General features: G+C 69.8%; 21 protein-coding genes. 8 read left to right on the top strand and 13 right to left on the bottom strand.

The features are described from left to right. Nucleotides 1–26 precede the first annotated feature (26 nt). From SALPAC4_RS0102385 to npdG, 3 genes are all read left to right on the top strand, one after another. The gene (locus SALPAC4_RS0102385) at nucleotides 27–446 is read left to right on the top strand and encodes a VOC family protein (protein WP_019869010.1); all 420 of its coding nucleotides are present in this window, start codon (nucleotides 27–29) and stop codon (nucleotides 444–446) included. Nucleotides 447–551: 105 nt separating this feature from the next. Then, the gene (locus tag SALPAC4_RS0102380; RefSeq protein WP_027644598.1) at nucleotides 552–1,412 is read left to right on the top strand and encodes an AraC family transcriptional regulator; all 861 of its coding nucleotides are present in this window, start codon (nucleotides 552–554) and stop codon (nucleotides 1,410–1,412) included. 65 nt (nucleotides 1,413–1,477) lie between these two features. Further along, on the top strand, nucleotides 1,478–2,176 hold the full coding sequence (gene npdG, locus SALPAC4_RS0102375; protein WP_018730611.1) for an NADPH-dependent F420 reductase: 699 nt from the start codon (nucleotides 1,478–1,480) through the stop codon (nucleotides 2,174–2,176). 166 nt (nucleotides 2,177–2,342) lie between these two features. On the opposite strand, the gene SALPAC4_RS0102370 is transcribed toward npdG, so the two are convergent. From SALPAC4_RS0102370 to SALPAC4_RS0102355, 3 genes are all read right to left on the bottom strand, one after another. Beyond that, nucleotides 2,343–2,831: a hypothetical protein gene (locus tag SALPAC4_RS0102370; RefSeq protein WP_027644599.1), complete on the bottom strand. Its 489-nt coding sequence runs from the start codon at nucleotides 2,829–2,831 to the stop codon at nucleotides 2,343–2,345. 146 nt (nucleotides 2,832–2,977) lie between these two features. Continuing rightward, nucleotides 2,978–3,823, bottom strand: coding sequence for a 3-methyl-2-oxobutanoate hydroxymethyltransferase (panB, locus tag SALPAC4_RS0102360; RefSeq protein WP_019869007.1), 846 nt, complete (start codon nucleotides 3,821–3,823; stop codon nucleotides 2,978–2,980). 152 nt (nucleotides 3,824–3,975) lie between these two features. Continuing rightward, complete coding sequence (locus SALPAC4_RS0102355; RefSeq protein WP_019869006.1) at nucleotides 3,976–5,772, bottom strand: NAD+ synthase; 1,797 nt, start codon at nucleotides 5,770–5,772, stop codon at nucleotides 3,976–3,978. 204 nt (nucleotides 5,773–5,976) lie between these two features. Here SALPAC4_RS0102355 and glnA (SALPAC4_RS0102350) point away from each other — a divergent pair, with 204 nt between their 5' ends. After that, nucleotides 5,977–7,326, top strand: a complete 1,350-nt coding sequence (gene glnA, locus SALPAC4_RS0102350) for a type I glutamate--ammonia ligase (protein WP_018730615.1) — start codon at nucleotides 5,977–5,979, stop codon at nucleotides 7,324–7,326. A 205-nt stretch (nucleotides 7,327–7,531) separates the two neighbouring features. On the opposite strand, the gene SALPAC4_RS0102345 is transcribed toward glnA (SALPAC4_RS0102350), so the two are convergent. After that, entirely contained in the window at nucleotides 7,532–8,002 is a 471-nt protein-coding gene (locus SALPAC4_RS0102345) for a hypothetical protein (protein ID WP_019869005.1), read from the bottom strand. Nucleotides 8,003–8,160: 158 nt separating this feature from the next. Then, a complete protein-coding gene (locus SALPAC4_RS0102340) occupies nucleotides 8,161–9,090 on the bottom strand; it encodes a S66 peptidase family protein (RefSeq protein WP_019869004.1) in 930 nt (309 codons plus the stop codon). A 26-nt stretch (nucleotides 9,091–9,116) separates the two neighbouring features. On the opposite strand from SALPAC4_RS0102340, the gene SALPAC4_RS0102335 reads away from it, so the two are divergent. Beyond that, a complete protein-coding gene (locus SALPAC4_RS0102335) occupies nucleotides 9,117–9,911 on the top strand; it encodes a type 1 glutamine amidotransferase (protein WP_019869003.1) in 795 nt (264 codons plus the stop codon). Beyond that, nucleotides 9,908–12,955 carry a bifunctional [glutamine synthetase] adenylyltransferase/[glutamine synthetase]-adenylyl-L-tyrosine phosphorylase gene (locus tag SALPAC4_RS0102330; protein ID WP_019869002.1) on the top strand — a complete coding sequence of 1,016 codons (3,048 nt, stop codon included), beginning with the start codon at nucleotides 9,908–9,910 and terminating at the stop codon, nucleotides 12,953–12,955. The genes SALPAC4_RS0102335 and SALPAC4_RS0102330 overlap by 4 nt, the downstream gene beginning before the upstream one ends. A gap of 76 nt (nucleotides 12,956–13,031) precedes the next feature. On the opposite strand, the gene SALPAC4_RS0102325 is transcribed toward SALPAC4_RS0102330, so the two are convergent. Continuing rightward, nucleotides 13,032–14,657 carry a hypothetical protein gene (locus SALPAC4_RS0102325; protein WP_019869001.1) on the bottom strand — a complete coding sequence of 542 codons (1,626 nt, stop codon included), beginning with the start codon at nucleotides 14,655–14,657 and terminating at the stop codon, nucleotides 13,032–13,034. 108 nt (nucleotides 14,658–14,765) lie between these two features. Here SALPAC4_RS0102325 and mptB point away from each other — a divergent pair, with 108 nt between their 5' ends. Then, a complete protein-coding gene (gene mptB, locus SALPAC4_RS0102320; protein WP_033664950.1) occupies nucleotides 14,766–16,268 on the top strand; it encodes a polyprenol phosphomannose-dependent alpha 1,6 mannosyltransferase MptB in 1,503 nt (500 codons plus the stop codon). Nucleotides 16,269–16,329: 61 nt separating this feature from the next. Here mptB and glnA (SALPAC4_RS0102315) read toward each other — a convergent pair whose 3' ends face one another. Continuing rightward, nucleotides 16,330–17,754: a type I glutamate--ammonia ligase gene (gene glnA / locus SALPAC4_RS0102315; protein ID WP_018730622.1), complete on the bottom strand. Its 1,425-nt coding sequence runs from the start codon at nucleotides 17,752–17,754 to the stop codon at nucleotides 16,330–16,332. 261 nt (nucleotides 17,755–18,015) lie between these two features. Between glnA (SALPAC4_RS0102315) and SALPAC4_RS0102310 the strand changes: the two genes are divergently transcribed. After that, nucleotides 18,016–18,411 carry an RDD family protein gene (locus tag SALPAC4_RS0102310; RefSeq protein WP_027644600.1) on the top strand — a complete coding sequence of 132 codons (396 nt, stop codon included), beginning with the start codon at nucleotides 18,016–18,018 and terminating at the stop codon, nucleotides 18,409–18,411. Nucleotides 18,412–18,452: 41 nt separating this feature from the next. Here SALPAC4_RS0102310 and SALPAC4_RS0102305 read toward each other — a convergent pair whose 3' ends face one another. The 6 genes from SALPAC4_RS0102305 to lipA all read right to left on the bottom strand — a co-directional run bounded on the left by SALPAC4_RS0102305 (nucleotide 18,453) and on the right by lipA (nucleotide 25,658). Continuing rightward, entirely contained in the window at nucleotides 18,453–19,142 is a 690-nt protein-coding gene (locus SALPAC4_RS0102305; protein WP_018223149.1) for a DUF4191 domain-containing protein, read from the bottom strand. 226 nt (nucleotides 19,143–19,368) lie between these two features. Continuing rightward, a complete protein-coding gene (locus SALPAC4_RS0102300) occupies nucleotides 19,369–20,013 on the bottom strand; it encodes a hypothetical protein (RefSeq protein ID WP_019868998.1) in 645 nt (214 codons plus the stop codon). A 7-nt stretch (nucleotides 20,014–20,020) separates the two neighbouring features. Next, nucleotides 20,021–21,235 carry a globin domain-containing protein gene (locus tag SALPAC4_RS0102295; RefSeq protein ID WP_027644601.1) on the bottom strand — a complete coding sequence of 405 codons (1,215 nt, stop codon included), beginning with the start codon at nucleotides 21,233–21,235 and terminating at the stop codon, nucleotides 20,021–20,023. Between the two features lie 3 nt (nucleotides 21,236–21,238). Beyond that, on the bottom strand, nucleotides 21,239–22,423 hold the full coding sequence (locus SALPAC4_RS0102290) for a nitric oxide synthase oxygenase (RefSeq protein ID WP_050565012.1): 1,185 nt from the start codon (nucleotides 22,421–22,423) through the stop codon (nucleotides 21,239–21,241). 458 nt (nucleotides 22,424–22,881) lie between these two features. Beyond that, a complete protein-coding gene (locus tag SALPAC4_RS0102285) occupies nucleotides 22,882–24,492 on the bottom strand; it encodes a hypothetical protein (RefSeq protein ID WP_019868995.1) in 1,611 nt (536 codons plus the stop codon). A gap of 122 nt (nucleotides 24,493–24,614) precedes the next feature. Beyond that, the gene (gene lipA, locus SALPAC4_RS0102280) at nucleotides 24,615–25,658 is read right to left on the bottom strand and encodes a lipoyl synthase (protein WP_080640832.1); all 1,044 of its coding nucleotides are present in this window, start codon (nucleotides 25,656–25,658) and stop codon (nucleotides 24,615–24,617) included. Between the last annotated feature and the right edge of the window lie 55 nt (nucleotides 25,659–25,713).

The raw sequence follows: 25,713 nt of genomic DNA, 5'->3' as shown, positions 1-25,713 counted from the left end.
CGGATCATCGCGAGAAGGACTCTTCCATGAAGATCACCTCCACTGCCGTATCACTCAATGTCGAGGATGTCTCCGCCGCTGCCGCCTTCCTGACCGAGCACTTCGGGTTTCGTCAGGAGATGGCCGCGGACGGGTTTGCCTCGCTGACCCGCGACGACGCCGGTGTCCATGTTGTCTTCCTGCGGCGTGGACTCACTACCCTCCCCGATGACCAGCGGGACGACCATGCCCGCGGTGTGATCCTGGCGTTCGTGGTTGACGACCTTGAGGGCGAGCTGGCGCGGCTGCAGGCCGAGGGTGTCAAGATCACCATGCCGCTGACCACCGAGGAGTGGGGCGAGCGCGCCTTCCAGGTCCGCGATCCGAATGGTGTCATCGTCCAGCTCGTCGACTGGAACGGTGCGCCGGAGCTTGGTCCCGCCACGAGTGGTGGCGCCGACCGGTAGCCACCGCAGCGGTCCGGGGATGACCTGATCGAATCTGGCATAGCTTGTCGGGTTAGTGCTGCCCGCGTGGCCCTAGCGTCGTGGGCGCAAGGGAAGGAGGGCCGGGTGCTGAAGCGGCTCAACGATGTCATGGCCCACCTCGAGCAGCAACTCGACCAGCCGGTCGATGTAGCCGAGCTGGCCCGGATCGCCGCGACGTCGGAGTACCACCTGCGGCGGCTGTTCTCCGCGTTGGCAGGGGTCGGTCTGTCCGAGTACGTCCGCCGTCGGCGACTGACCGTCGCCGCGGCGGAGGTGCTGTCGGGGGAGCAGTCGCTGCTCGATATCGCGGTGCGGTACGGCTATGGCTCCACCGAGGCGTTTGGCCGGGCGTTTCAGGCCGTGCACGGCGTCAGCCCAGGCGAGGCCCGCCGTACGGGGGCGACTCTGCGCGCCCAGCCCCGGATCTCCTTCCGTCTCACCGTTGATGGGAGTGGCAGTATGGACTACCGAATCGTGGACAAGGATGGTTTCCACCTGGTGGGCCGGCGAGCCCGAGTGCCCCTGGTGCACGAGGGGATGAACCCAGCGATCGTTGAGTTCGTCCGGAGTATCGACCAGGCGACAGTCAACCGGATGGCGGCGCTGTCCGACCAGGAACCAAAGGGCATCGTCAACGTCAGCACCAAGATCGCAGACGGTCGGGCGGAGGGCGGTGAGCTGGACTACTGGCACGGTGTGGTCACCGGCGCGAGCGCGCCGAAGGGGCTCGACGCGATGGCGGTGCCCGCCGGCAAGTGGGCGGTCTTCACCACCTCCGGTCCGTTCCCGCAGACCGTCCAGCACCTGTGGCGGGACGTCTTCACCCTGTGGTTCCCGGCTAACCCGTACCGTAGTCGTCCGGGTCCAGAGATCTCCCGCACTAGTGTCGCGGCGGACGGTGCGACCGCGGAGTCCGAGTTGTGGATTCCGGTGGAGCGGGCCTGACCCCAGCGGGGATTGTCACAGCATCGACTGCTGCTCGTGCATCGGCGGTTTGCGAGGATGTTCGCATGGCTTACGACGCGAGCAACCTACCCGATGTGTCCGGGCTAACTGTCGGTATCGTCGGCGGCACGGGCGACCAGGGGCGTGGTCTCGCCTACCGGTTCGCCCGTGCCGGCCAGGCCGTGCTGATCGGTTCCCGCTCGGCCGAGCGCGCTGCCCAGTCCGCTGCGGAGATCGCCGCCCTGCCCGGGGTGCCCGCCGGCGCGAGCGTCACCGGAGCCGCCAACGAGGAGGTCGCCCGGCGCAGCGATGTGGTGGTAATCGCGGTGCCCTGGGATGGCCACGCCAGCATCGTCGGCGCCCTCGCCGAACCCCTCGCCGGCAAGATTGTCGTCGACTGCGTCAACCCGCTCGGCTTCGACAAGCAGGGCCCCTATGCCCTCACCGTGGCGGAGGGCAGCGCCGTCCAGCAGGCTGCCGCGTTGCTGCCGCAGTCTCGGGTTTGCGCGGCGTTCAACCACGTCAGTGCCCCGTTGCTGGCGGATCCGCAGATCGACCGGATCGAGCTGGACGTGCTGATCTGCACCGAGGAGCGGGAACTGGCTGGCATTGTCGGTGCTCTCGCCGCCCGGATTCCCGGTATGCGTGGCATCTACGCCGGTCGCCTGCGGAACGCCCACCAGATCGAGGCTTTCACGGCGAACCTGATCGCCATCAACAAGCGGTACAAGGCCCACGCCGGTATCCGCGTCACCGACCTCTGAAGGGTGGTGCGGGTCCGGACGGGATCCGCCCCTCCATCGGGGAAGCGTTCGGAGGTTGGGCGAAAAGGTGATACGGCCCGCTGGGCTTCCAGCGGGCCGCACGGATGTCCTACCGGGCCATAACTAACTGGCGGATGTTCGTCGGTTAGCCCCAGTTGTCGTGGGGTCAGAAGTCGACCGAAACACCAACCGCCTGGCAGGCCTCGGTGGCGGTGTCGGTGGCCTTGTCGAAGGCGGGGTTGTCGGCGGCTTCCGGGCTTGCGGCGGCAGCCGCCTTGCCGGCCTCCTCGCTGTACGTGGTCAGCGCGGCGGCGACCGCACTGTCGGCCTCTCCAGTGGCGGCGATGGTGGCGAACTCCGTCGCCAACCCGGTGAAGATCTCCTGGAACATCTCCGTCGTCGGCTCCTGGCCTGCCGACACAGCGTCGAGCAGGGTCTGCCGGAGCTCCAAGCTGACCTTGTTGGCCGCGTCGCAGAGTTCCTTGTCGCCCTTCGCGGCCTCCGCCGCCGGTGGCGCTGAAGAGGAGGCCGTCGTGGGGTCGGTGGTCGATGGTGCGGACGCGGTTGGCTCCGTGTCGTCCCCGCCGCCGCAGGCGGTGAGAGCGAGGACGGCGGCAGGGACCAGCAGAGCCCGGAAGAGGGTTGTCTTATGCACGAAGAGGAATCCTACTCGGTTGGTCACCAGTGGAGGCCGGTGAGCGATGTGGGCTCCAGGCTCGGGTCGGCAGCCGTCTTCTCGGCCTCCGCGCTCAGCGCCTGCATGGCGGCGGCCCGGCGTTGGCCGGGCCACCGCCAGCCCGGTCAGAAGGTGTGCTCGGCGGTGGGGAAACCGCCGTCGCGGACCTCGTCGGCGAAGCGACGGGTCGCCTCGCCCAGGGTGTCGGCGAGGTTGGCGTAGCGCTTCACGAAGCGGGGCATCCGGCCGGTACGGAGACCCGCCATGTCCTGCCAGACCAGCACCTGGGCGTCGGTGTCCGGACCGGCGCCGATGCCCACGGTCGGGATGGTCAGCTCGGCGGTCACCCGTTTCGCCACGTCGCCGGGGACCATCTCCAGCACCACCGCGAAGGCTCCCGCCTCAGCGACCGCGTGGGCGTCGGCGAGCACCTCCTCGGCGGTGTCGCCCCGGCCCTGGACCCGGTAACCACCGAGGGTGTGTTCCCGTTGTGGCGTGAAGCCGATGTGCGCCATCACCGGGATACCGGCTCGAACGATTGCGGCGATCTGTTCCGCACAGTGGCGGCCACCCTCCAGTTTGACCGCGTGGCAGCCGCCTTCCTTCATGAACCGTACGGCGGTGCGCAGGGCCGCGGTGGGGCCCTCCTCATAGGAGCCGAACGGCAGGTCGCCGACGACCAGCGTCTGCCGGGTGGCCCGGACCACGGCCCGGACCAGGGGCAGCAGCTCGTCCGGGGTCACCGGTAACGTCGTGTCGTAGCCGTAGACGTTGTTCGCGGCCGAGTCTCCGACCAGCAGCACCGGGATGCCGGCGGCGTCGAAGATCCCCGCCGTGTACTGGTCGTACGAGGTGAGCATCGCCCACCGCTCGCCACGCTCCTTCGCGGCGAGCAGGTCACGGGCGCGGACCCGTCGGGTTGCCGGTCCGCCGTAAAGGGCGGTCACCTCGGCTGGGCTGGATTCCAGCATGGCTTTCTCCTTCCTCGAGGCCGCGTACGCGGTCCCCGGGCTCTGCCGCGATCGTCGCACCGCACGGCGGTTCGCGGCAGGGGGCAGTGCAGGATGTCACTCCCGGGTCGTTCACCCGCCCCCGCCGGAGGCGTCACTCCGCCCCGAGTCACCTATTCGCCCCCGAGCCGCTCCGCTACTCCGGCCACTCGGCCGTCCTCGCGCCAGCGGTTGGTGATCGGCAGGCGGCGGTCTCGCCCGAAGGCCTTCATCGAGATCTTCGTGCCGGGTGCGGACTGGCGCCGCTTGTACTCGGCGGTATCCACCATCCGCAGCACCTGGTCCACGAGCGCCGGGTCGTGGCCGGCCTCGATCAGCCCGTCCCGGCCCAGGTCGCTGTCGATGTAGCCGATGAGGATCGGGTCGAGCAGGTCGTACTCGGGAAGTGTGTCGGAGTCCAGTTGGCCGGGGCTCAGCTCGGCCGACGGAGGCTTGTTGATTGAGCTCTCCGGGATCGGTGGGGTCTCGCCGCGCCGGACCGCTTCCGCGTTTCGCCACCGGGCGAGCTGCCAGATCAGGGTCTTCCAGACGTCCTTGACCGGGTTGAAGCCGCCGACGGAGTCGCCGTACAGGGTGGAGTAGCCGACTGCCAGTTCGCTCTTGTTGCCGGTGGTGAGCACCAGGTGGCCTTCCTGGTTCGACAGGGCCATCAGGATCACCCCGCGGACCCGGGCCTGGAGGTTCTCCACCGAGAGACCGGAGATCGACAGGTTGGCCAGGAAGGTGTCGACGATCGGCTGGATCGGTTCGATCCGGTAGTCCAGGCCGGTGCGCTTGGCCAACTCCGCCGCGTCTTCCCGGGAGTGCGCGGAGGAGTGCTGGCTCGGCAGCGACACCCCGACCACCCGGTCCGCACCGAGCGCGTCCACCGCCAGAGCAGCGACGACCGACGAGTCGATGCCGCCGGAGAGGCCGAGCACCACCGAGGGGAAGCGGTTCTTGTCGACGTAGTCGCGCAGACCCAGTAGGAGCGCCCGCCACACCTCCGCCTCGTCGGCCGCCGGTTCGATCAGGTCACCAGTCGCGGACTTCTCGGTGGGCGTGGCCGGCAGCGATTCAACGTGGCGGTGGAGTACCCGCATCCCGTCGGCCAGCTCGATGTCGGCGGGCGGACCGTCGTCGGCGGCGGGGAGATCCACGTCGTGTACCAGCAGGTGCTCAACGAACTGCGGCGCCCGGGCGAGCAGCTCCCCCTCGGCTGTCACGATCATGGAGTCGCCCTCGTACACCAGCTCGTCCTGGCCGCCGACCATGTTGACGTACGCGATGGTCGCCTTGGCCTCGGCGGCCCGGCGCCGGACCAGTGGGAGCCGGACGTCGTCCTTCTTCAGTTCGTACGGCGAGCCGTTGATGTTGATGACGAGGCCGACGTTGGCCTGCCGGGCGGCGGTGAAGGGCCCCCCGACCTGCCACAGGTCCTCACAGATGGTCAGCGTGACATCCACCCCGCCGATTCGTATCACGGACAGCGTCTCGCCCGGCACGAAGTAGCGGTCCTCGTCGAAGACGCCGTAGTTCGGCAGGTGGTGTTTGAAGTAGGTGGCCACGGTTTTCCCGCCGTGCAACAGGGCCGCCGCGTTACGCGCCCCGTGCCCCGGCTCAGCGTCGCCGTTGACCTGTGGTGGGCCGTCCGCGTCCAGGTAGCCGACCACCACCGGCAGGTCGCCCAGCCCGTCTGCGGCGAGGTCGGTGGCGAGCCCGTCCAGCGCCGCCCTCGATGCCGTCATGAAGGAGCGGCGGAAGACCAGGTCCTCAACCGGGTAGCCGGTCAGGGCCAGCTCCGGGAAGGCGGCCAGTTGGGCGCCGGCGTCGGCGGCGCGGCGGGCCCATTCGCGGATGATGGTGGCGTTGCCGGCGAGGTCGCCGACGATCGGGTTGACCTGGCAGAGTGCGAGACGCAGGGTGGTCATGTCCTTATCTTGCCGTAGCGGTCCGAGCCGGGTCTGGCGCGTGCTGGGAGAGGCGCTTTCAGTCGGTTGTGGTGGGGATGGGACAGGCCGATGCGGGCGCGGGAAGGTCGCGTAACGTCGGCGTAACGAGGCCGGAGGAGACTGGTCGGCCAGGCCGGGTCGTCCGCGGGCCGAAGGCGGACAATAGGGTCGTGAGGGGTGGAAGTGGACCGTCAGCAGGAGTTCGTCCTCCGTACGCTGGAAGAGCGGGACATCCGGTTCGTCCGGCTGTGGTTCACCGACGTGCTGGGCACGCTGAAGAGCGTGTCGGTGGCCCCCGCGGAGCTGGAGTCCGCCTTCGCGGAGGGCATCGGGTTCGACGGTTCGGCGATCGAGGGGTTCGCCCGGGTCGTCGAGTCTGACATGGTGGCGATGCCGGACCCGACGACCTTCCAGGTCTTCCCGTTCGAGGGCGGGGTCAGCGGCGAGAGCGCCCGGATGTTCTGCGACATCCTGTTGCCCGACGGCAGCCCGTCCTGGGCCGACCCGCGTCACGTACTGCGGCGGGCGTTGTCCCGGGCAGCGGAGAAGGGCTTCACCTACTACACCCATCCGGAGATCGAGTTCTACCTGCTGGAGGATGGCGCCCCGGACGGCTCGGTGCCGATCCCAGTCGACACCGGCGGCTACTTCGAGCACACCACCCACGCGGTCGCCCGGGACTTCCGCCGACAAGCGGTACTCGCGCTCGAACGCATCGGAATCTCCGTCGAGTTCAGCCACCACGAGGTCGCCCCCGGTCAGCAGGAGATCGACCTGCGCTACGCCGACGCCCTCAGCACCGCCGACAACATCATGACGTTCCGGCACGTGGTCAAGGAGGTGGCGCTCTCCACCGGCGTGCAGGCCACCTTCATGCCGAAGCCCTTCACCGACCAGCCGGGCAGTGGCATGCACACCCACCTCTCGTTGTTCGAGGGGGAGCGCAACGCGTTCCACGACTCCGGTGACCCGATGAAGCTTTCCAAAGTCGCCCGGGCGTTCATCGCCGGTCTGCTGGTGCACGCCCGGGAGTACACGGCGGTCACCAACCAGTGGGTCAACTCGTTCAAACGGCTCTTCCCGCAGGCCCTGCCGAACCGGGTCACCGAGAGCCCCGCGTACGTCTGCTGGGGGCACCTGAACCGCTCCGCGCTGGTCCGGGTCCCGGCGTACGGTAAGCCGAACTCGGCCCGGGTCGAGGTCCGGTCGCCCGACTCGGCGACCAACCCGTACCTGGCCTTCGCGGTGATGCTCGGTGCCGGCCTCAAGGGAATCGAGGAGGGGTACGAGCTACCGCCGGGCGCGGAGGACGACGTCTGGTCGCTGACCAGCGCCGAGCGTCGGGCGATGGGGTACGAGCCGCTGCCCGAGAACCTCGCCGAGGCGATCGACGTGATGGCCGGCTCCGAACTGGTCGCCGAGGTGCTCGGCGAGCACGTCTTCGACTTCTTCCTGCGCAACAAGCGGTCCGAGTGGGAGCAGTACCGCCGCGAGGTCACGCCGTACGAGCGGCAGCACTACCTCTCGCTGTGATCTCCGGCTCCGACTGGCCCCGCTCCTGGCGTCGGCCAGCGTGCGGGCCGGCCCGACCGGGACTCGACGACCACGCCAGCCTCCCGGGCCACCACCTCGACGATGACCGCGGTGCGGGCGAGGTGCCGCGGCTCATTCCCGCGAACGGGCGGCGCGCCGGGTTACCGGCACGCCGCCCGTGAAGTCCGCCGTCAGGCGGGTCGAACTACTTACCCATGGAGCGGCCCGGTCCGCCGTGCCCGCCCGGGCCCTGGAGGACGCCGGACTCGGTCGCCGCACTGATCGCGTCGGCCTGCTCCTGAGTGAGCTTGCCGTCCTCAACCGCCTGCGCCAGACGCTGCGCGAGCGCCTCCTGCCGGTCAGCGGAGTCCGGGCGTTCGGACCGGTCGCCCCGCTCAGCCGCCCGCTGTTCGTGCAGCTCCTCCAGCGCCGTGGTTACCTCGTCTACCTCAACGCCGAGCTTCTCGGCGAGCGCCTCGGCGAACGCGGCCTGCCGGTCGGAGCGCTGCTGCGCCTTGTCTGTGCCCTTCTCGGCGTCGGCGCTGGCGCTGGCGCTCGGGGAGGGCGAGGCGTTGTCAGCGGCCATGGCCATGGTCGGTGCGGCCACGCCGACGCCGAGCACGCCCGCCGCGGCGAGCCCGGCCAGCAGGTGCTTCCTACGAATCGTGCGGGACATGATGATCCTCCAACTCGTCAGGTGGTGCGTTACCTGCTCGACGGTGACCGCGCCCGCTGGAGGAACACCGTGGCGAAGCTATGAGCCAGCTGGCAATCTGGGCGACCGCCCGGGCGGTCGAACCGACCACTGCTCCGGCGGATCAGCGGACAGCCGGGTCAGCGGACAGCCGAGGCGACGGTGAGAGTGCCGGCGTCCGCGTCCAGGAGCGCCTCGGTGCCGACCGGAACAGTGAGCTGGCCCACCCCGTGCCCGATCGGCAACCCACCGAGTACGGGGACGCCGAGGTCCCCCAGGCGGTCGGTGAGCACATCGGCGACGTCTACCGCCCACCCGTCGGCGCAGTCGGTGAACTGCCCGACCGCCACCGCCGCCAGCCCGGCCAGCACCCCGGCCCGGCGAAGTTGGGTGAGCATTCGGTCGATCTTGTAGGGGGGCTCCTGTACCTCCTCGAGCAACAGCACCGCCCCGGTCAGGTCCGGCAGGTCCACCGTGCCGATCGACGCCACGATCAGGCAGAGGTTGCCACCGAGCAGCCGGCCCCTGGCCCGGCCCGGGACCCGGACGCGGAAGGTCTCCTCGTCCTCCCGGGCGGCCACCGTCACCGGTTCGGTAGTGGTCAGCGCGGCGTGCAGCGACTGCGCGGAGCCCAACGCCGTCCGTTCGTCCCGCCACGCCGCGCCGGGGCCGTGTAGCCCCGCCAACCGGGCACCCCGCCAGAGCGCGAACTGGAGGGCGGTGATGTCGGAGAAGCCGGCCACCACCTTCGGGTCCCGGCGTACGGCTGCCATGTCGATCGCGTCCACCATGCGTTGCGCACCGTACCCACCCCGGGTGCAGATGATCCCTCGGACGACGGGGTCAGCGAAGGCGGCGTTCAGGTCCGCCGCCCGCAGCTCGTCCGCGCCGGCGAGATAGCCCTGCCGGGCGTACGCGTTCGGGGCGGGCACCGGCCGCAGACCCCAGCTGGTCAGCAACTCGATGCCGCGGGCGACCCGCTCCGGCCGGGTGGGTCCGGACGGCGACACCAGGAGCACGGTGTCGCCCGGCCGCAGCGCGGGCGGACGGAGTACCTCGTCGGTGATCACAACAGTCGAGCCTAACCAGCCTTCTGGTGGTCGCACGGGATAGCCTCGACGGCGTGGCAACCGCGTTGGTGATCGAGAATGACCCGACCGAAGACGCGCGTCGGCTCGGGGAGTGGCTGACCGAAGCCGGGCTGCGGCTGCACCTCGCCCGGCCGCACGCCGGCGACGAGCTCCCGCCCGACCTGGACGGATACGCGGCGCTGGTCGTCCTCGGCGGCGGGCAGCAGGCGTACCCACTCCCCGACGGCGAGCCGTCGGCATCCTGGCTTCCGCAGGTGGAGGCGTTGTCGCGGAAGGCGGTCCGGCACCGGGTGCCGACCCTGGCGATCGGCCTCGGCGCGCAACTGCTCGCGACCGCGCACGCCGGGACGGTCGAGCGCAGCCAGTCCGGGCCGGAGATCGGTCCCGCGGTCGTGGGCCGCCGGGACGCTGCCGAGACGGATCCGCTCTTCAAGTACGTGCCGCTGATCCCGGACGTGTTCCAGTGGCACGCCGACGAGATCACCGAACTGCCGGTCGGGGCGACCCTGCTGGCCGCCTCCACCCGCTACCCGCATCAGGCCTTCCGCCTCGGTGACCGGGCCTGGGGCCTGCAGTTCCACATCGAATGCGACACCGCGATGATCGCCGACTGGGTGGCGGAGTCGACCCTGCTCGGCGAGCTGGGCTACGACCCGGAGGTGGTCGTCGCCGCCTGCGCCGCGTTGATGGTTGATGTTGAGGAGGTCTGGCAGCCCTTCGCGGCGCGGTTCGCCGCCCTGGCTCGCGGCGAGTTGGACGAGGGGGCCCGCCGTAGCCTGCCGCTGCTCGGGCAGGAATGAAACGGCCGACCCGGGCCGCGGGACGGCTCGCCCGCTACGGCTTCGGCACCAGCGACAACAGCGCCCGCGCGGGGGACCTACTCGGCCCCACGGGTCTGGCGCTGTGGCAGCCGGAGACGCAGGAACCCGTGGACCAGCGGGCGGCGGAGCTACTCGCCGCGCTGTCTCGGGCCGCCGACCCGGACCTGGCGCTGCGCCAGCTGCACCGGCTGGTGGAGGCCGAACATCGGGCCGCGGGAGCCAGTGGGACAGCCAATGGCGCTGACCCGGTGGGTGTCGGTGCCGGGTCTGTGCTCCTCGCCGACCTGTACGACGACCCGGGGCTACGGCGGCGGTTGGTCGCCGTCCTCGGCGCCTCCTCGGCGCTCGGCGACCACCTGGTCGCCAACCCGGGCCAGTGGGCGGACCTCCGGAGCACCCCGGATGGATTGGCACCCACCGCCGATGGCCGGCTCAAGCTGACCGGCGGGGGCGCCTCGATCGCCCAGCTGCGGTCGGCGTACCGGCTGGCGTTGCTCCGGATCGCCGCGGCCGACCTGACCGGCAACCGGGGCATGGAGCAGACGATGGCCGCGCTCTCCGCGCTGGCCGATGCGACTCTCACCGCTGCCTACGACCTCGCGCAGGGCGAGCTGCCGGAGGGAACGCCTCGGCCACGGTTGGCCGTGGTGGCGATGGGTAAGTGCGGCGGCGACGAGTTGAACTATGTCTCCGACGTCGATGTGATCTTCGTCGCGGCCGAGGATGACGACCTCCCCGCGGCCACCGCCATCGCCACCCGCCTGATTCACGTCTGTGGCCTGGTCGCCTGGCCGGTAGACGCCGCGCTGCGCCCCGAGGGGAAGCGGGGCCCGCTGGTGCGCACCCTCGCCAGCCATCTCGCCTACTACCGACGGTGGGCCCGGACCTGGGAGTTTCAGGCACTGCTCAAGGCCCGGCCGGCCGCCGGCGACCTGGCGCTGGGCCAGGAGTGGATCGAGCAGCTCGCGCCACTGCTCTGGCGGGCCGCGGAGCGCCCGGAGGCGGTCGAGGATGTCCGGGCCATGCGGCGCAAAATCATCGATCACATTCCGCCGGCGGAACAGGAGCGCGAGATCAAGCGCGGCCCGGGTGGGCTGCGCGACATCGAGTTCGCGGTGCAGTTGCTGCAGCTGGTGCACGGCCGTGGCGACGAGGCGCTGCGGGTGCCGGGCACCATTCCCGCTCTGCGGGCGTTGGTCAGCGGCGGTTACGTCGGGCGGGTGGACGGGGAGGCGCTGCTACGCGGCTACCACTTTCTGCGCGCCGTCGAGCACCGGCTGCAGTTGCAGGGGCTGCGCCGGACCCACACCGTACCCACCGACCCGGACGCGTTGCGCTGGTTGGCGGTGGCGCTCGGCTACTCGGCGGCACCGGGGCGCAGCGCCGTTGAGGCGTTCCGAATCGAGCGGGTCACCCACGCCGCCGAGGTACGCCGGCTGCACGCCAAGCTGCTCTACCGGCCGCTGCTGGAGTCGGTCGCCCGGGTGCCCGCCGATGGGCTGCGACTCACCCCGGCGGCGGCCCGTAACCGGCTGGAGATCCTCGGCTTCGCGGACCCGGGCGGGGCGCTGCGCCACCTGCAGACCCTCACCGGCGGGGTAAGCCGCACCGCGGCCATTCAGCGCACCCTGCTGCCGGTGTTGCTCAGCGAGTTCGCCGACGCTCCCGAACCGGACCGCGGGCTGCTCAGCTACCGGAAGGTCTCCGAGAAGCTTGGCGGCACCCCCTGGTACCTGCGCCTGCTGCGCGACGAGGGGCCGGTGGCCCGCCGGCTGGCGCGCGTGCTCTCCTCCTCCCGGTACGCCACCGACCTGCTCGCCCGCGAGCCGGAGGCGCTGCGCTTGCTCGCGCAGGAGAGCGAGCTGGCCCCGCGGCCCCGCACGGTGCTCTGCGAGGGCTTCGCGGCGGCGGCGGCCCGACACGCCGGCGACCCGGTGGAGGCGATCCGGGCGGTCCGCGCGCTGCGCCGTCGGGAGCTACTCCGCCTCGCCTGTGCCGACGTGCTGAGCCGGGCCGGCTCGCTGACCCCGTCGCCGCCCAGCACGCAGGGGCGGGCCGCTCCGGCCCTGACGGACGTGGGCGCGGTCGGTACCGCGCTGGCGGATGTCACCGACGCCACCCTGGCCGCGGCCCTGCGCGCCGCTCGGGCGTCCCAGCCGCTGATGCCGGGTCTGCGCTTCGCCGTGATCGGCATGGGTCGGCTCGGCGGGTACGAGTCCAACTATCTCTCCGACGCCGATGTGCTCTTCGTCCACGATCCGCCGGCCGGGATGGACGAGAGCACGGCGAGCGCCGCCGCGCGGGCGATCGCCGAGGAGTTGCGTCGACTGCTCGGGATGCCCGCGCCCGACCCGGCGCTCGGCGTTGACGCCGACCTACGCCCCGAGGGGCGGCAGGGGCCGCTGGTCCGCAGCCTCGCCGCCTACCAGCAGTACTACGCCCGTTGGTCGCGGGTGTGGGAGGCGCAGGCACTGCTGCGGGCCCGGTTCGTCTGCGGTGACGAGGAACTGGGCGCCGAGTTCCTGGCGCTGGTCGAGCCGCTTCGTCATCCGGCGGCGGGCCTGACCTGGGAGCAGGTCGTCGAGATCCGGCGGATCAAGGCACGGGTCGAGACCGAGCGGATGCCCCGAGGCGCCGACCCGGCTACCCACACCAAGCTGGGTCGGGGCGGGCTGGCCGATGTCGAGTGGGCGGTGCAGCTGCTTCAGCTCCGGCACGCCGGGCAACTGCCCCAACTGCGGGGCACGCGTACCCTCGATGCCCTCACGGCAGCCCGGGACGCGGGCCTGGTGGACCCGGACGACGCCGCGGCGATGGCAGCCGGCTGGACCCTCGCCGCGCAGGTCCGCAACGCCCTGATGCTGGTGCGTGGCCGGGCTGCTGATCAGCTTCCTCGGCACGGGGCGGAGCTGGCGGGGGTGGTTCGGCTCCTCGGCCACGAGGATCCGGGTGAGTTCCTCGACGACTATCTGCGCACCGGTCGCCGTTCCCGTGCCGCCATGCAACGCGTCTTCGAGCTCTGAGGACGGCCCCGAGCGCGCCGGGACGCAGCAGACCCGGCGGTCTCGCCGTCGGCCGGGTGGCGAGCGGCGGCTCATCTCAGCTGCCTAGGGTCCACACCCCGGCGCGCGGGACGGTGACAGCAGTCCACTCGCCGGCTGCCGTGACAGTACCGCCGGTGGCGGTCAGCCAGCGGCTGTGTCGGACGCGCACCGGGACAGTGGCGGGCCCGTCGGTCCGGAACGTCACGGTCGCGCCGTCGGCCGCCAGGATCGTGCCGGGGGCGCCAACCAGGGGTGTCGGCTCGGCCACCGCCCAGACCCGCCAGTGCGGGTCGGACCACACCTCGCGCAGGTAGGGCAGGCCGTCGCGGACCAGCTCCGCCTCGGCCCGGCCGACCCAGGACAGTGGCGCATCGGGTACGGCCACGAACTGCACCGCGTTCGTCTGCAGCCAGCCGTGGTAGGCCTGGGGGGTCAGCGGAACCCCGGTGCCGGTGGCACCCGGAACCGTGGTGAAGAAGAGCGGATTGCGGTCGATGTCCGCCTGCCGCAGCCAGCCCCGCGCCAGCGGGACCTCGCCCAGCGCCGCCGACTCCCGATAGGTGCGGGTCGGTGGGATCTCCACCCGCCCGGTGAGCTGTTGGGTGGCGAGGAAGTCGCGCAGGGGAGCGAAGTAGGCGGGGCGGGCGGCCGGGTCGGTGGTACTGCGCAGGTCCGCCGGGACAACCGGTGGCTGCCACCAGAACACGGCGGCGAGAAGAACGAGCAGGGTGAGTCCGCCGCTGACCCGCCGTCGGCCCAGCCCGGTGCCGCTGGCAGGAACGAGTCGGGCCGGCCAACGGAGGTGAGTTCCCTCGCCGGTGTGCCGCGGCGACCAGCGGCCGCTGCCGACGGTGGCGGCGGCGGCCAGCAGGGGAAGCGCGAACATCGCCGACAGGCGGGTCGCGTTCAGACCGACCGGGGTGTGCAGCAGCGACGCCGCGAGCACCCCGGCCGCGGCGAGCAGCGCCCCGATCCGCACCGGCCGGTACGCCACCAGCACCGCCACCAGCAGGCTGCTCCCCATCGCCCGCACGGTGTCGGTGCGGCTGATGTTCATCCAGCCGCCGTCACCGAAGAGTAGGGCGGTGAACCCGAGCGGCAGCGCTGCCGCCAGCCCCAGGGCGAGGCCGTCAACGTAGCGGCGGCCGAGCAGTAGCGCGGCACCGGCGAGCCCGACGAAGAGCCCGGCCACCGGGCTGGTCGCGGCGGCCAGCAGCGCTCCCGCCATGGCCAGCACGAGTCGTCGTCGGCCGGCCGGCAGGGTGAGAGCGAGGAGGGCGGTGAGACCGAAGGCCACCCCGAGCCCGTACGTGACCCGGCCGGCGACCAGGTTGCCGGCGAAGGTGACCACCCCCACCAGAGCGCCGGCCAACGGCCGGGGTACGTCAACTCGGCACAGCAGGGCAGCGAAGGCGACGGTCGACGCCACCAGCGCGAGCACCCCCGTCACCCGGACGCCGAGCAGCGCCATCACCGGCTGGGAGAGCAGGCTGTAGCCGAACTGGTTGACCCCGCCGTACCACCGTAGGTCGACCGGGGTGGCGCCGTGGGCGGCGAAAAAATCGGCTCGCGCCACCTGGGCGGCGAGGTCCGAGCCCATCGGCGGCAACAGCAGGTACGTCCCGCCGAGCAGCACGGCCAACGTGGCGGCCGTCGCCACCACCGTCCGTGTGCCCCGCATGCCTACCTCCGTATCCGCGCCCACGGTACTGGCAGCATGTTCTTCCGTGCCTATCCACCTCGTCGCCGGGACCGGCGCGACGACCCTCCCCACTGCCGGGGCGCCCCGGTGACCGGCGCGGATGTGCCCCCGCGTGGGGCTGTGCGGCCACCGTTCCAGGCGAGAACGGTCCGCTACGTCGGTCTCGTCGGTGCGGTGCTGCTGGCCGTCGCCGGGTACGTCGGGGGAGCGTTGCCCGGTGCGACCCTCGAGCGGGTGTGGCACACCGCCGGCGGTCCGTTGACCGTCCTGCTCTGGCTGGTCGGCACCGGCCTGCTGACCGGCGCGTGGTGGGTGCTACGGCACGGTACGCCATCAACCGGGTGGGCGTACCGCACTGCCGGGCTGTGGTCGATGCCGCTGCTCGTCGCGCCGCCGCTGGGTAGCCGGGATGTCTACTCGTACGCCTGCCAGGGCTGGATGTACGGGCAGGACGTTGACCCGTACGCGGTCGGGGTGGCGGCGGCGGGCTGTCCCTGGGTGGATGCGGTCGCGCCGATCTGGCGGGACACGCCCGCGCCGTACGGGCCGGGCTTCCTGTTGCTCGCCGCGCTGGCGGTGGCGCTCGGTGGTGGGTTGGTCGGCGTGGTGGTGGTCTTGCGGCTGATCGCGGTGGCCGGGGTGCTGCTCGTCGCGGTGTGTCTGCTCGGGTTGGCGCGGGCGGCGGGGGTGCCGACTCGGCGGGCGGTCTGGCTGGCGCTGGCTTGTCCGCTGGTGGGGGTGCATCTGGTGGCGGGCGCGCACAACGACGCGGTGATGCTCGGGCTGCTGCTGCTCGGCCTGCTGGTGGTGGTGCGGTTCCCGGGTCGACCGTGGCCGCTGCTGGTGGCGGGGGCGCTGCTCGGGCTGGCGGTGGGGGTGAAGGCGACCGCTGTGGTGGTGCTGCCGTTCGCGGCGCTCGCCGCGGTGCTCGGTCGGTTCACCGTGCGGTCGCTGCTGCGCGATGGCGGCTGGCTGGCCATGGGCACTCTGATCGCCTTGGGGGGCTTGTCGCTGTTCTCCGGCCTCGGCCTGGGCTGGGTGAGCGGGTTGCGCCGCAGCGGCGACCTGGAGCAGTGGACATCGCCGCCCACGGCGGTCGGCATGGTCCTGGACTACGCCGGTGAGCTCTTTGGCGGGCGTCCCGTGGCGGTGCCGGTGGTCCGGGCGTTGGCGTTGGCGTTGCTGGTGTTGGTCCTGGCGGTGCTGTGGTGGCGGGCCTGGTCGGCGCTGCGCGCGCTGAATGACGTCCGGCGGCGGGTGGTCCGGCTGGAGGCGGCTCGGCCCCGGGTGGCCCTGCTCGGTGCCGGCCTGGCGCTGGTCGCCACGGTGGTGCTCGCCCCCGTCTTCCACCCCTGGTATGCGACCTGGCCGTTGGTCCTGCTCGCGGTGGCCGCGACGCGGACGACCTGGTTCGTGCTGCCCTGCGCGGCGGCGGCCTTTCTCACGTTGCCGGACGGCATGAACCTGGCCCGGCTGGTGAAGGCTCCGGGGGCTCTGGTGATGACCGGGTTGGTGGTGGTGGCTGCCGTGTGGGGGGTACCGCGGCTGTGGCGGTCCCGGTTCGGCCGATCCCCGTTCACGTCGCTCTGAACCAAACCGGCCGGGTGCCGCCGCAACGTTGCGGCGGCACCCGGCCGGTCGCTGCAGGGGTTCAGCAGTCGAAGTACATCGCGAACTCGTGCGGGGTCGGGCGCAGTCGCACCGGGTCGACCTCGTTGGTCCGCTTCCAGTCGATCCAGGTGGAGATCAGGTCCGGCGTGAAGACGCCGCCGTCGAGCAGGTAGTCGTGGTCGGCCTCGAGGGAGTCGAGCACCGCCGGCAGCGAGCCCGGCACCTGCTTGACGTCGCCCCACTCCTCCGGCGGCAGGTCGTACAGATCCTTGTCGATCGGAGTCGGCGGCTCGGTCTTGTTCTTGATGCCGTCGAGGCCGGCCATCAGCATCGCCGAGAAGGCCAGGTAGACGTTGGCCGACGGGTCCGGCACGCGGAACTCGACCCGCTTGGCCTTCGGGTTGCTCCCGGTGACCGGGATGCGGGTGCAGGCGGAGCGGTTGCGCTGCGAGTAGACCAGGTTGACCGGCGCCTCAAAGCCCGGCACCAGCCGGCGGTACGAGTTCACCGTCGGGTTGGTGAAGGCCAGCAGCGACGGCGCGTGCTGCAGCAGGCCGCCGATGTACCAGCGCGCGGTGTCGGAGAGGCCGGCGTAGCCGGTCTCGTCGTAGAAGAGCGGATCACCGTTCAACCACAGGCTCTGGTGGGTGTGCATGCCCGAACCGTTGTCACCGAAGAGCGGCTTCGGCATGAAGGTGGCGGTTTTGCCGTTGACCCAGGTCTCGTTCTTCACGATGTACTTGAAGAGCTGGAGCTGGTCCGCGGCGTGCAGCAGGGTCGAGAACTTGTAGTTGATCTCAGCCTGGCCGGCGGTGCCGACCTCGTGGTGCGAGCGCTCCACGGTGTAGCCGGCGTCGATCAGCCGACGGACGATCTTGTCGCGCAGGTCGGCGTAGTGGTCAACCGGTGGCACCGGGAAGTAGCCGCCCTTGTACGCGGTCTTGTAGCCGCGGTTGCCACCCTCCTCGTCGCGGCCGGTGTTCCACCAGCCTTCGACCGAGTCGATGTAGTAGTACGACTGGTGCGCCGAGGTCTCGTGGCGGATCGAGTCGAAGATGTAGAACTCGGCCTCCGCGCCGAAGTAGGCGGTGTCGGCGATGCCGCTGGCCGCCAGGTACGCCTCGGCCTTCTTCGCCACGTTCCGGGGGTCGCGGGAGTAGGCCTCGCGGGTGAACGGGTCGTGGATGAAGAAGTTGAGCGCGAGGGTCTTCTGCGCGCGGAAGGGGTCGATGAACGCGGTGGCGACGTCCGGGAGTAGGAGCATGTCCGACTCGTGGATCGCCTGGAAACCGCGGATGGACGACCCGTCGAATGCGAGGCCGTCGGTGAGGAGCTCGTCGTCAACCGACTCGGCGGGCAGGTTGAAGTGCTGCATCACGCCGGGCAGATCACAGAAACGTACGTCGACGAACTTCACGTCCTCGTTCTTGAGGTAACGCAGGAGTTCCTCGGGATTGGCGAACACTCGTCCTCCTGGCTCGTCCACTGAAGTGGCTAGGCTGCTGGCGACGCTATGGCCGGGCGGTTGCCCGGCCATGTCTTCAATGTTTCTGCCGTGTTACGTCCCCTGCCGGGGCTCCACAAGCCTTCGCTGCCTGGAGCGGTCGGTCCTGGTGCTCCCGGGAGGGGCCAGTGTGCCAGTGTAGTGAAACTTGCGACGCTTGGTCCCTTTTTGTGATGTAGGTCGGCGTGTAGTCGTCTGCGGCACTGGCTACCCTTGGGCGCTGTGACGACCTCGGCTGACCAGCCCGTACCGCCCCGTTCCAGCGTCTCCGCCAGTCGGGGCCTCGGTCCACGTTTCGGCGCTTTGGTGATCGACTGGGTGCTCTGCGTACTGGTCGCCAGTATCTTCGCCGATCCGGTCCACGACGGGTGGGCCCCGGTGCTCGTGCTCGTCGCCGAGTACGGCTTCTTCATCGGTCTCTTCGCCCAGACCCCCGGGATGTACCTCACCCGGATCCGCTGTGTCGACTGGAGCAGCGGTGGTCGGCTCGGGGTGCTCCGCGCGTTGCTCCGCGGTGGCATGCTCGCGCTCGTGATACCTGCCCTGATCATGGATGCCGACCGCCGTGGCCTGCACGACCGGGCGGCGGGCTCGGTCGTCACCCCCGTCGTCCGCTGACCCGGCTCGGGATCAGCGGACGATCCGCCGCGTAGCCGCAGTCAGCGACCGCGGGCCTGGCGGAAGGCGCCCTTCGGGGGACGCATGTTCTTCGGGATGGCGCCCTTGGGTAGCTGTGGACGGGCACTGAGCGCCTTGAGGCGCTTGTCCAGCGCGTTGACATCCCGGCCACTGAGCTTGCGCGGCAACCGCATCAGCGTCATCCGCAGCTTGCGGACCGGCAATTCGCCCTCCTCCTGGCCGATCACGTAGTCGTAGAGCGGCGCCGAGCCGATCACCTTGGCCAACCGACGCTTCTCCTGGCCGAGCAGGCCGCGCACCCGCTGTGGGTTCCCCTCAGCCAGCAGGATCACTCCCGAACGGCCGATGACCAGGTGCACCATGTCCATCTGCGTGGTCGAGCTCACCGCCGGGGTGACCCGCCAGTCGCCGCGCATGTTCTCGATGATCTGCGCGGCCGCGCCCGGCTGGCCCTCAGCGGCGTTCATCATCGCCCGGTTGGAGCGCAGGTTGAGCACGATCAGCAGGGAGAGCAGCGTCAACAGGATGCCAAGTGGGATCCAGAGCCAGCCCCACACGAAGAACGCCACCACGGTCAGGGCGAGTGGAATGACCACCGCGGCGAAGGCCAGGGGCGCAAACCACCGGTCCTGCTTGGCGGTGAACCGAAACACCATCCCGATCTGCTTCAGCCGTTGGCCGAACGAGACCTTCTCCTGGGGCTTTGCCATGCCCTCGAGTCTAGTGGGCGGCGAATCACTCGCTGCTTGGCGGCCGGCATCGGCGGCTGTCCGGGCCCCACCTGCAGCCTTCCCGGGGCCGCGACTGCCTGCCGACGGAACCTGGTTGGGCTGGTCCTTTCTCAGCGGCCGGCACGGGCGGCTGATCACCGCCTCCTGGCACTACACCAGCGTTGCACCCAGGGCGTCGAGTGGCGGCGCCATTAAGAATCCGTTCTTACTGCTCCTTGACGGTTTGTCCAATATTGTCGCTGACCTTTCCGAGGGCCTGTGCGCTGGTCCGCAACTGCTCCGCCTGCTCAGAAAGCCGCGACTGCCACTGGGAAAGGTTTTGGTGTGCATTCCAGGTAGCGTCAACCATTGCCTGATGCCTTGCTTGTAGGTCCTTGACTTTTTGCTCGAGTTCAGCGACCCGGGGGTCATTGTGAGTGGTGGTTCGACTGGCCTGCTGGTGGGCGAGGGTGAGGATGTCCTCCGCCTGGCGTCGTGCCTCGGCAAGGATCTCCGTGCCCTCCTCGTTGGCATCACTGATCGTGCGATTGGCCTCTTCCTGTACACGCATGGTCAGCGCGACAGCAACTGGGTCCGCCCCCTGTGGTGCGGTGCTTGGCAGGGATCCGTGGCGGAGCATCTCGATCTGGTTGAGGAGGCCTCGAATCTCGCGCCCTCCGCGTTCGATTTCGCCACGCAACAGCGTGATCTGGTCATCGGCGAATCGAGTCACTGCCGCCACCTCGGTGGCTGAGTGCCACCACTCGCGGCGGAAGCGGCGGGTCGTCAGCAGTTTGAGGCGTTGGGTGACTTCGCCTGGTTGTGGTTGGTCAGCATCTTGCGCGGGGGGGACGGTATCGTCGCTGGTCATCGGCTGCCTAGGTCGTTTTTTGGCTGTCGGTGTCGGCTGAAGCTAGGAGCGGATAGACGGAATGGTCGAATCTCTCCACCAGTAAGCGGTCGGAATCGATGCCGTTAGCACTGAGGGCAGCAACCGTTGCTCGCGTCATTGTGGGTGATCCACAGACGAGAACATCGGCGTCTTTTGAGGGGCCGATACGCAGGGCGGTGTCGGCCGCCCGGCCTACCTCGCCGTCCCAGTCCCATCCGATCTCTACCGTTGGCACGTAGCGTAACCAGGGCGCAGAGCTGCTGGCGGTGGCGTTCATGGCTGGTGTCGACGCGGCTAGCTTCAAGAGTGCCTGATGATCATATAGATCATCGGGGGACTTACCCCCTACTACCAGGGTGGTGGGTCGGCCGCTGCCCTGCTGGAGTTCTTCCAGAATCGCGCGCAGCGGCGCTACTCCGGTGCCGCCGGCGATCAGGAGAAGCGGCCGGTGCGGCGCGCGGTTGTACGCCGACAGCGCTGTTCCAGTTGGATGTCCTAATCGGAGAACCTCGCCAACGGCGATCCGCCGTACCAGGTGGGTCGAGAACCGACCCGCCGCGCGAACATGGAACTCGAGCGTCCCGTCGGGGCGGGGTGCGTTGGCCGGCGAAAGGTACCGCCAGGTGCGCAGGGTGGGTACCTGCGTGGGTAAGGATTGTCCGGGCAGATAGTTGCAGAGGTAGTTCGGACGGACGGTGAGTACGCAGACATCGGAGCGGCGTCGCTCTACACCGATCACCTCAGCCTGCCAGAACGGGGGCGTCAGCTGCTCCGAGTCGGCGGCGCCGGTGAGCATCAACTTGGCAACGAATTCGTATGCTGCGGCCCAGTCGGCCCGGAGGCTCGGGGTCCACTCGGATCCGACGAAGTCCGCTAGCGTTGCCAAAAGGGCCTGGCCGACCCAGATGTAATGGCGCTCCGCCAGTGGCACCGGTCGCTCCTCCACGTCGAGTCCGTAGAACCGGCGATGATCGGCCCCCAGGTGATGCGCGAACGCGGCGAGCGCATCGCTGTTATCAATGTTCGTAATGATGTGTCCAAGTGCGGCGAGGAGCTTGTCCTCCTGATACTGCATGTTGGTGGGAAACATAGTGCGGGTTTCCGGGGCGATCACGAATAGTGTTGCGTAGAAGTGCCTCGCTGCCCTTGGGCCAGCCGCGGCGACTCGATTCCAGCTCCACCGTAGTGCGGCAACATCCACCCTTTAACCCTCCTGCCGAGACGCAGCGTGGCGCTCGCGTAGGTTTGGTTCCGAGAAGAATGGTGTGCGCGGCGCCGGCCAAAAGTTAGGGTTGGGTACCCGGGTGTCGTAGTAGCGATGGTGCACGGCGTGGAGGGCGGCCCACCCGACCGAGCCATTGATCCACGACCAGTCGCCGTAGACGGGCCGTCCTGCCCGCTCTTCACCTTCGCAGAAGCGCATGAACATTTCCGACTCGTCGTTCGGAATGGAGATTCGGACGCCGGCGGCGCGAAAGCTGTGTAGTACAGCTTGATTAATGAGTAGCGCGGCATGCTCTCGCCAGAGGGAGGACTCGTCCTCGGTGTCGAGACCTAGCCCGGCGGCGACGGGCCGGAGCTGGTTGTACCGGTCGGCGTCGCACATGTTTCGAGTACCGATCTCATCGCCGAGATAGTGCCCGTTGAACGGAGCGCAGCTGTAATTCACGCCGCCGATGCGTAAGCGCATGTTCGCGATCACCGGGAGTGCGTGCCACCGCAGCTGAAGGTCCGCGAACCAGGGGTGATCGGGGTGGGTCAGCGCTACCTCTCGTACCAGGTGACGCGGAGCGTCCACAAGTGTCGGTTCTTCGGTCGCAGTCTCAACCACCCAGGGAAGTAGGTCGAACCTGCCGGGGGTGGAGGGTGGCTGCCAGCCAAGCTTCACTGCCGCACTGGTCATCTCCAGTTGGGCTGGATCGCCGATTACTTCGTCGTTCAGCTGCCACCCGCCGTACCGGATGAGTTGGTCGTTCCAGATGCGTGCGCGTGGTCCGGTCCGGGGGTGATCGGCTGCGAACACGGTGAGGACGGAGCGGATTCGTCCCCCGTTGTCGGCCACTCGGAGGTGCTCGGCCAATTCGCTGGCGATACCAGTGGTGGTGGTAACCGTGCGCCGGTCCCGGATCTTGAGGCCAGCCCAGCGGACTCGACCAATGCACCGTACCGACTGCCGCCATGCTACTTTCGCGCCGTGGGCCAGCTCGTCTGGTGTCTGCCAGTAGGTGCCGGTGGCGGCGATCTCGCCGAGAATGGCGGCGATGCGGTCGGCGGCGCGCGGCATCTTCCGCTCTGCATAGTAGGCCGAGATGAACTCGACTGCCTCGCTTGAAGGGTCCTCCGCGACTTCGGCTGAGGGTGTGGTGGTCTGGCTTGTGGGACTGCCCACCGGGCTGTATCCGCTGGCGGCGCTGCCGAGGGCCACTGATCTCCTTATTTCTATTGATTGGGCAGGGAGCAGCGCTACGCGCGGTTGTTCTGGCTTCTCTAATCTGCCCTCCGGGGCCTTCGCTCCTCGATCACGATCGTGTGATCGGCTGCAGCCCTAGAGTTCCTGGGGGTTCCGCGTATGTCAATAGGTGAATTCGCTGCTATCGGGTCAGTGGCCGGATTGCCGGCCACTGACCTGTGGTTTGGTGCTGTGAGGATGCCGGACGCCGGCTCTTGCCGAGTGAAGATGACTAAGGCTTGTTCCTTAGCCCTAACGTTGACGGACTTGGGCGGAAGTGAGTCGTTCGGGTGCCGGTGGCCGCTTCCACAGCTGACTGATTCTAGGGCATACCGGATTCGCGTGGAGGATCCGCGTAGGCACCCGGGCTCGAGGGGGAAGGTCGAAGCGATGTGACTTCACTTGCGAGAAAGGAAGACGTGCCAGCCGGGGATGTGGCGCAGCGTGAGGGCGCCACCGCGCACCTGCTCCTGCAGGCGGGCAGCCAGCGGCGAACCGGCTGGCGCGACCCAGGTGGGGCTGGCGGCGGCGGCGACCGCCCTTCGGTAGGCCGGGTAGCGGTCGTGGCCCGGACTCAGGTCGTCGTTCACGACGGCGCAGACGATCTCCTCCGCACTGGCGAAGGTGAGGCGATTGCAGGTCCAGTAGTCGCTGTACACATGCCGCACCTCCAGCACCCGCAGGGTCGCCACCAACTCGGCGTGCTGGGCCTGAACAGTCCGGTAGGCAGGTACGGCGGCGATGGTTGCCCCGGTGGCGATGGCAGCGGTCCCGAGTGTCCCGGCGAGCACCCCGATCGCGGCGGCGCGAGCCGGATCCGGTAGTCCTGGCGACCGCCGTCGGGCCGCGTTCCACGCCGGCCAGAGCAGCACCGGTACGGAGATGAGTAGGCAGGACAGATAGCGGGAGCTCTCCACCGGGCTGCGCCCGGCGGCACTGCTGGTCGCAAAGCTGGCCAGCGTCACCGCCGCCGCCGCGACCAGGGCTAGGGAGATAGCCGCCGCCGTCGCGTCAGTGAACCGAGGGGGGCCGTTCCGGGCGGACGCGGACCGTCGGTATCCCCGGAGCTGCCGCCACGCGATCACGGCAGTGGCGAGCAAGAGTAGCGGCAGGGCGACGGACCACCAGAGTTGCCAGCGCGCACAGGCGCTGGGGGAGCAGAAGCCCATGCCCAGCGCCGGGCCGAGCACCAGCCCTCCGTGCAGCCGCTCCGCCCAACTGGTCGACTCCCCGGCGCCGCTGGCGGCGAGCACCGCGGTCAACGGGCTGCGTCCCGTGAGGAAGCTGTCCAGCAGCAGCGGTGTCGCCCCGACCAGCGCGCCGACGCCGAGTAGCGCGCCAGCCCGTCCCCATAGCTCCCGCCACCGGAACGCCAGCAGCACCGCCCCGGTGCCGACCACGTAGGGCAGGACCAGGGGATCCACCCAGGCCATCAGCCCGGCGAGGAGCCCCCATCCGGTCCAGCGGGCCGCCCGGTAACCCTGCCGGCCGGCCGCCAGGTCGTACGCGAGTAGCGCGAGCGCCACCCCGGCGGCGTTCATCTCCGGGTACCCGCCACCGGCGATCAGCTGGTTCTTCACGATTCGGTCGGATCCGTACGCGAGCAGCACGGTGACCAGGAGCGCGTACCAGTGGTCCCCGGTGAGGCGGAGCGTGAGTCGCCAGGCTAGTAGGGCGAAGACGGCGTACAGGGCCAGGGTGGGGAGACGTAACGCCAGCGTTGACGGGCCGGTGAGCGCGACCAGCGGTGCCGCCAGGTACGCCTCCAGCGTCCCCATGTACGCCTGGCCGTAGAACCAGATCGGAAACTCCTGCCCCTGCCCGATGTGCAGGGCGGCGAGGCCCATCGTCGCCTCGTCGCTGTTTGTGGGGGGCGTGTCGGTCAGCAGCAGGAGGAGGCGGTAGGCCACGCCGGCGATGAGAGCCGTGCCGGCGAGCGTGGTGGGCAGTCGGGGCCGGCCGGCGACCGGCAGTGTGACCGGGTGCCGCTCGCCGGCATCAATGGCCATGGGCGGATCATGGCATTTGTCCGACTTTAGGTTATGTGTTCCAGGTTGGCGTCACCTGATGGGGTGACCTTCGGCCGAACGCCGGCGGCGGCGCCGAATCGTGAAAGCGGCCAGGTCGGAGTTCAGGCGTCGACCGGGGCGTCGCCGCGGGCCGCGAGGGCCTGCCGGTAGAGGCGGCCGGCGCGGTACGACGAGCGGACCAGCGGCCCGCTCATCACGCCGGCATAGCCGATCTCCTCGGCCTCCTCCCGGAGCTCGACGAACTCCTCCGGCTTGACCCAGCGTTCGACGGGGTGGTGGCGGGGAGAGGGACGCAGATACTGCGTGATGGTGATCAGCTCGCAACCCGCCTCGTGCAGGTCCCGGAGAGCCTGGGAGATCTCGGCGCGCTCTTCGCCCATGCCGAGGATCAGGTTGCTCTTGGTGACTAGGCCGGCGGCGCGGGCCTGCCGGATCACGTCCAGCGACCGCTCGTAGCGGAACGCCGGCCGGATCCGCTTGAAGATCCGCGGCACGGTCTCGACGTTGTGCCCGAGCACCTCCGGCCGCGCTCCGAAGACCTCGGCGAGCTGCTCGGGGACGGCGTTGAAGTCGGGAATCAACAGCTCGACCCCGCAGCCCGGCTGGAGGGCATGAATCTGCCGGACGGTCTCCGCGTAGAGCCAGGCGCCGCCGTCGGGCAGGTCGTCGCGGGCGACTCCGGTGATGGTCGCGTAGCGCAGCCCCATCGACACCACCGACTCACCGACGCGGCGGGGCTCGTCGGCGTCGAACTCGGCCGGCTTGCCGGTGTCGATCTGGCAGAAGTCGCAGCGGCGGGTGCACTGGTCGCCGCCGATGAGGAAGGTGGCCTCCCGGTCCTCCCAACACTCGTAGATGTTCGGGCAGCCGGCCTCCTGGCAGACGGTGTGCAACCCCTCCCGCGTGACGAGCCCGCGCAGCTGGGTGTACTCCGGGCCCATCTTGGCCTTGACCTTGATCCACGGTGGTTTCCGCTCGATCGGCGTCTCAGCGTTGCGCGCCTCGACCCGCAGGAGGCGCCGCCCCTCGGGAGCGGGCGTCGCGGTACGCGCTGCCGGACCATTCGTCGGCGCGGAGTGCTCGATCGTCACGAAGTCGAGCCTACGCCCGTCGCCCACCGTCGATGCACGTTGGGCGACGGGCATCACGCCGTTGGTGCGGTGAGCCCGGACACCGTGGAACCCGCGCCGCCGCGATGAC

Origin of the sequence: Salinispora oceanensis, assembly GCF_000383575.1 — a bacterium.
Lineage (GTDB): Bacteria > Actinomycetota > Actinomycetes > Mycobacteriales > Micromonosporaceae > Micromonospora > Micromonospora oceanensis.
Note: the sequence above shows the minus strand (reverse complement) of the source record. Positions and strands in the feature narration are given on the sequence as shown.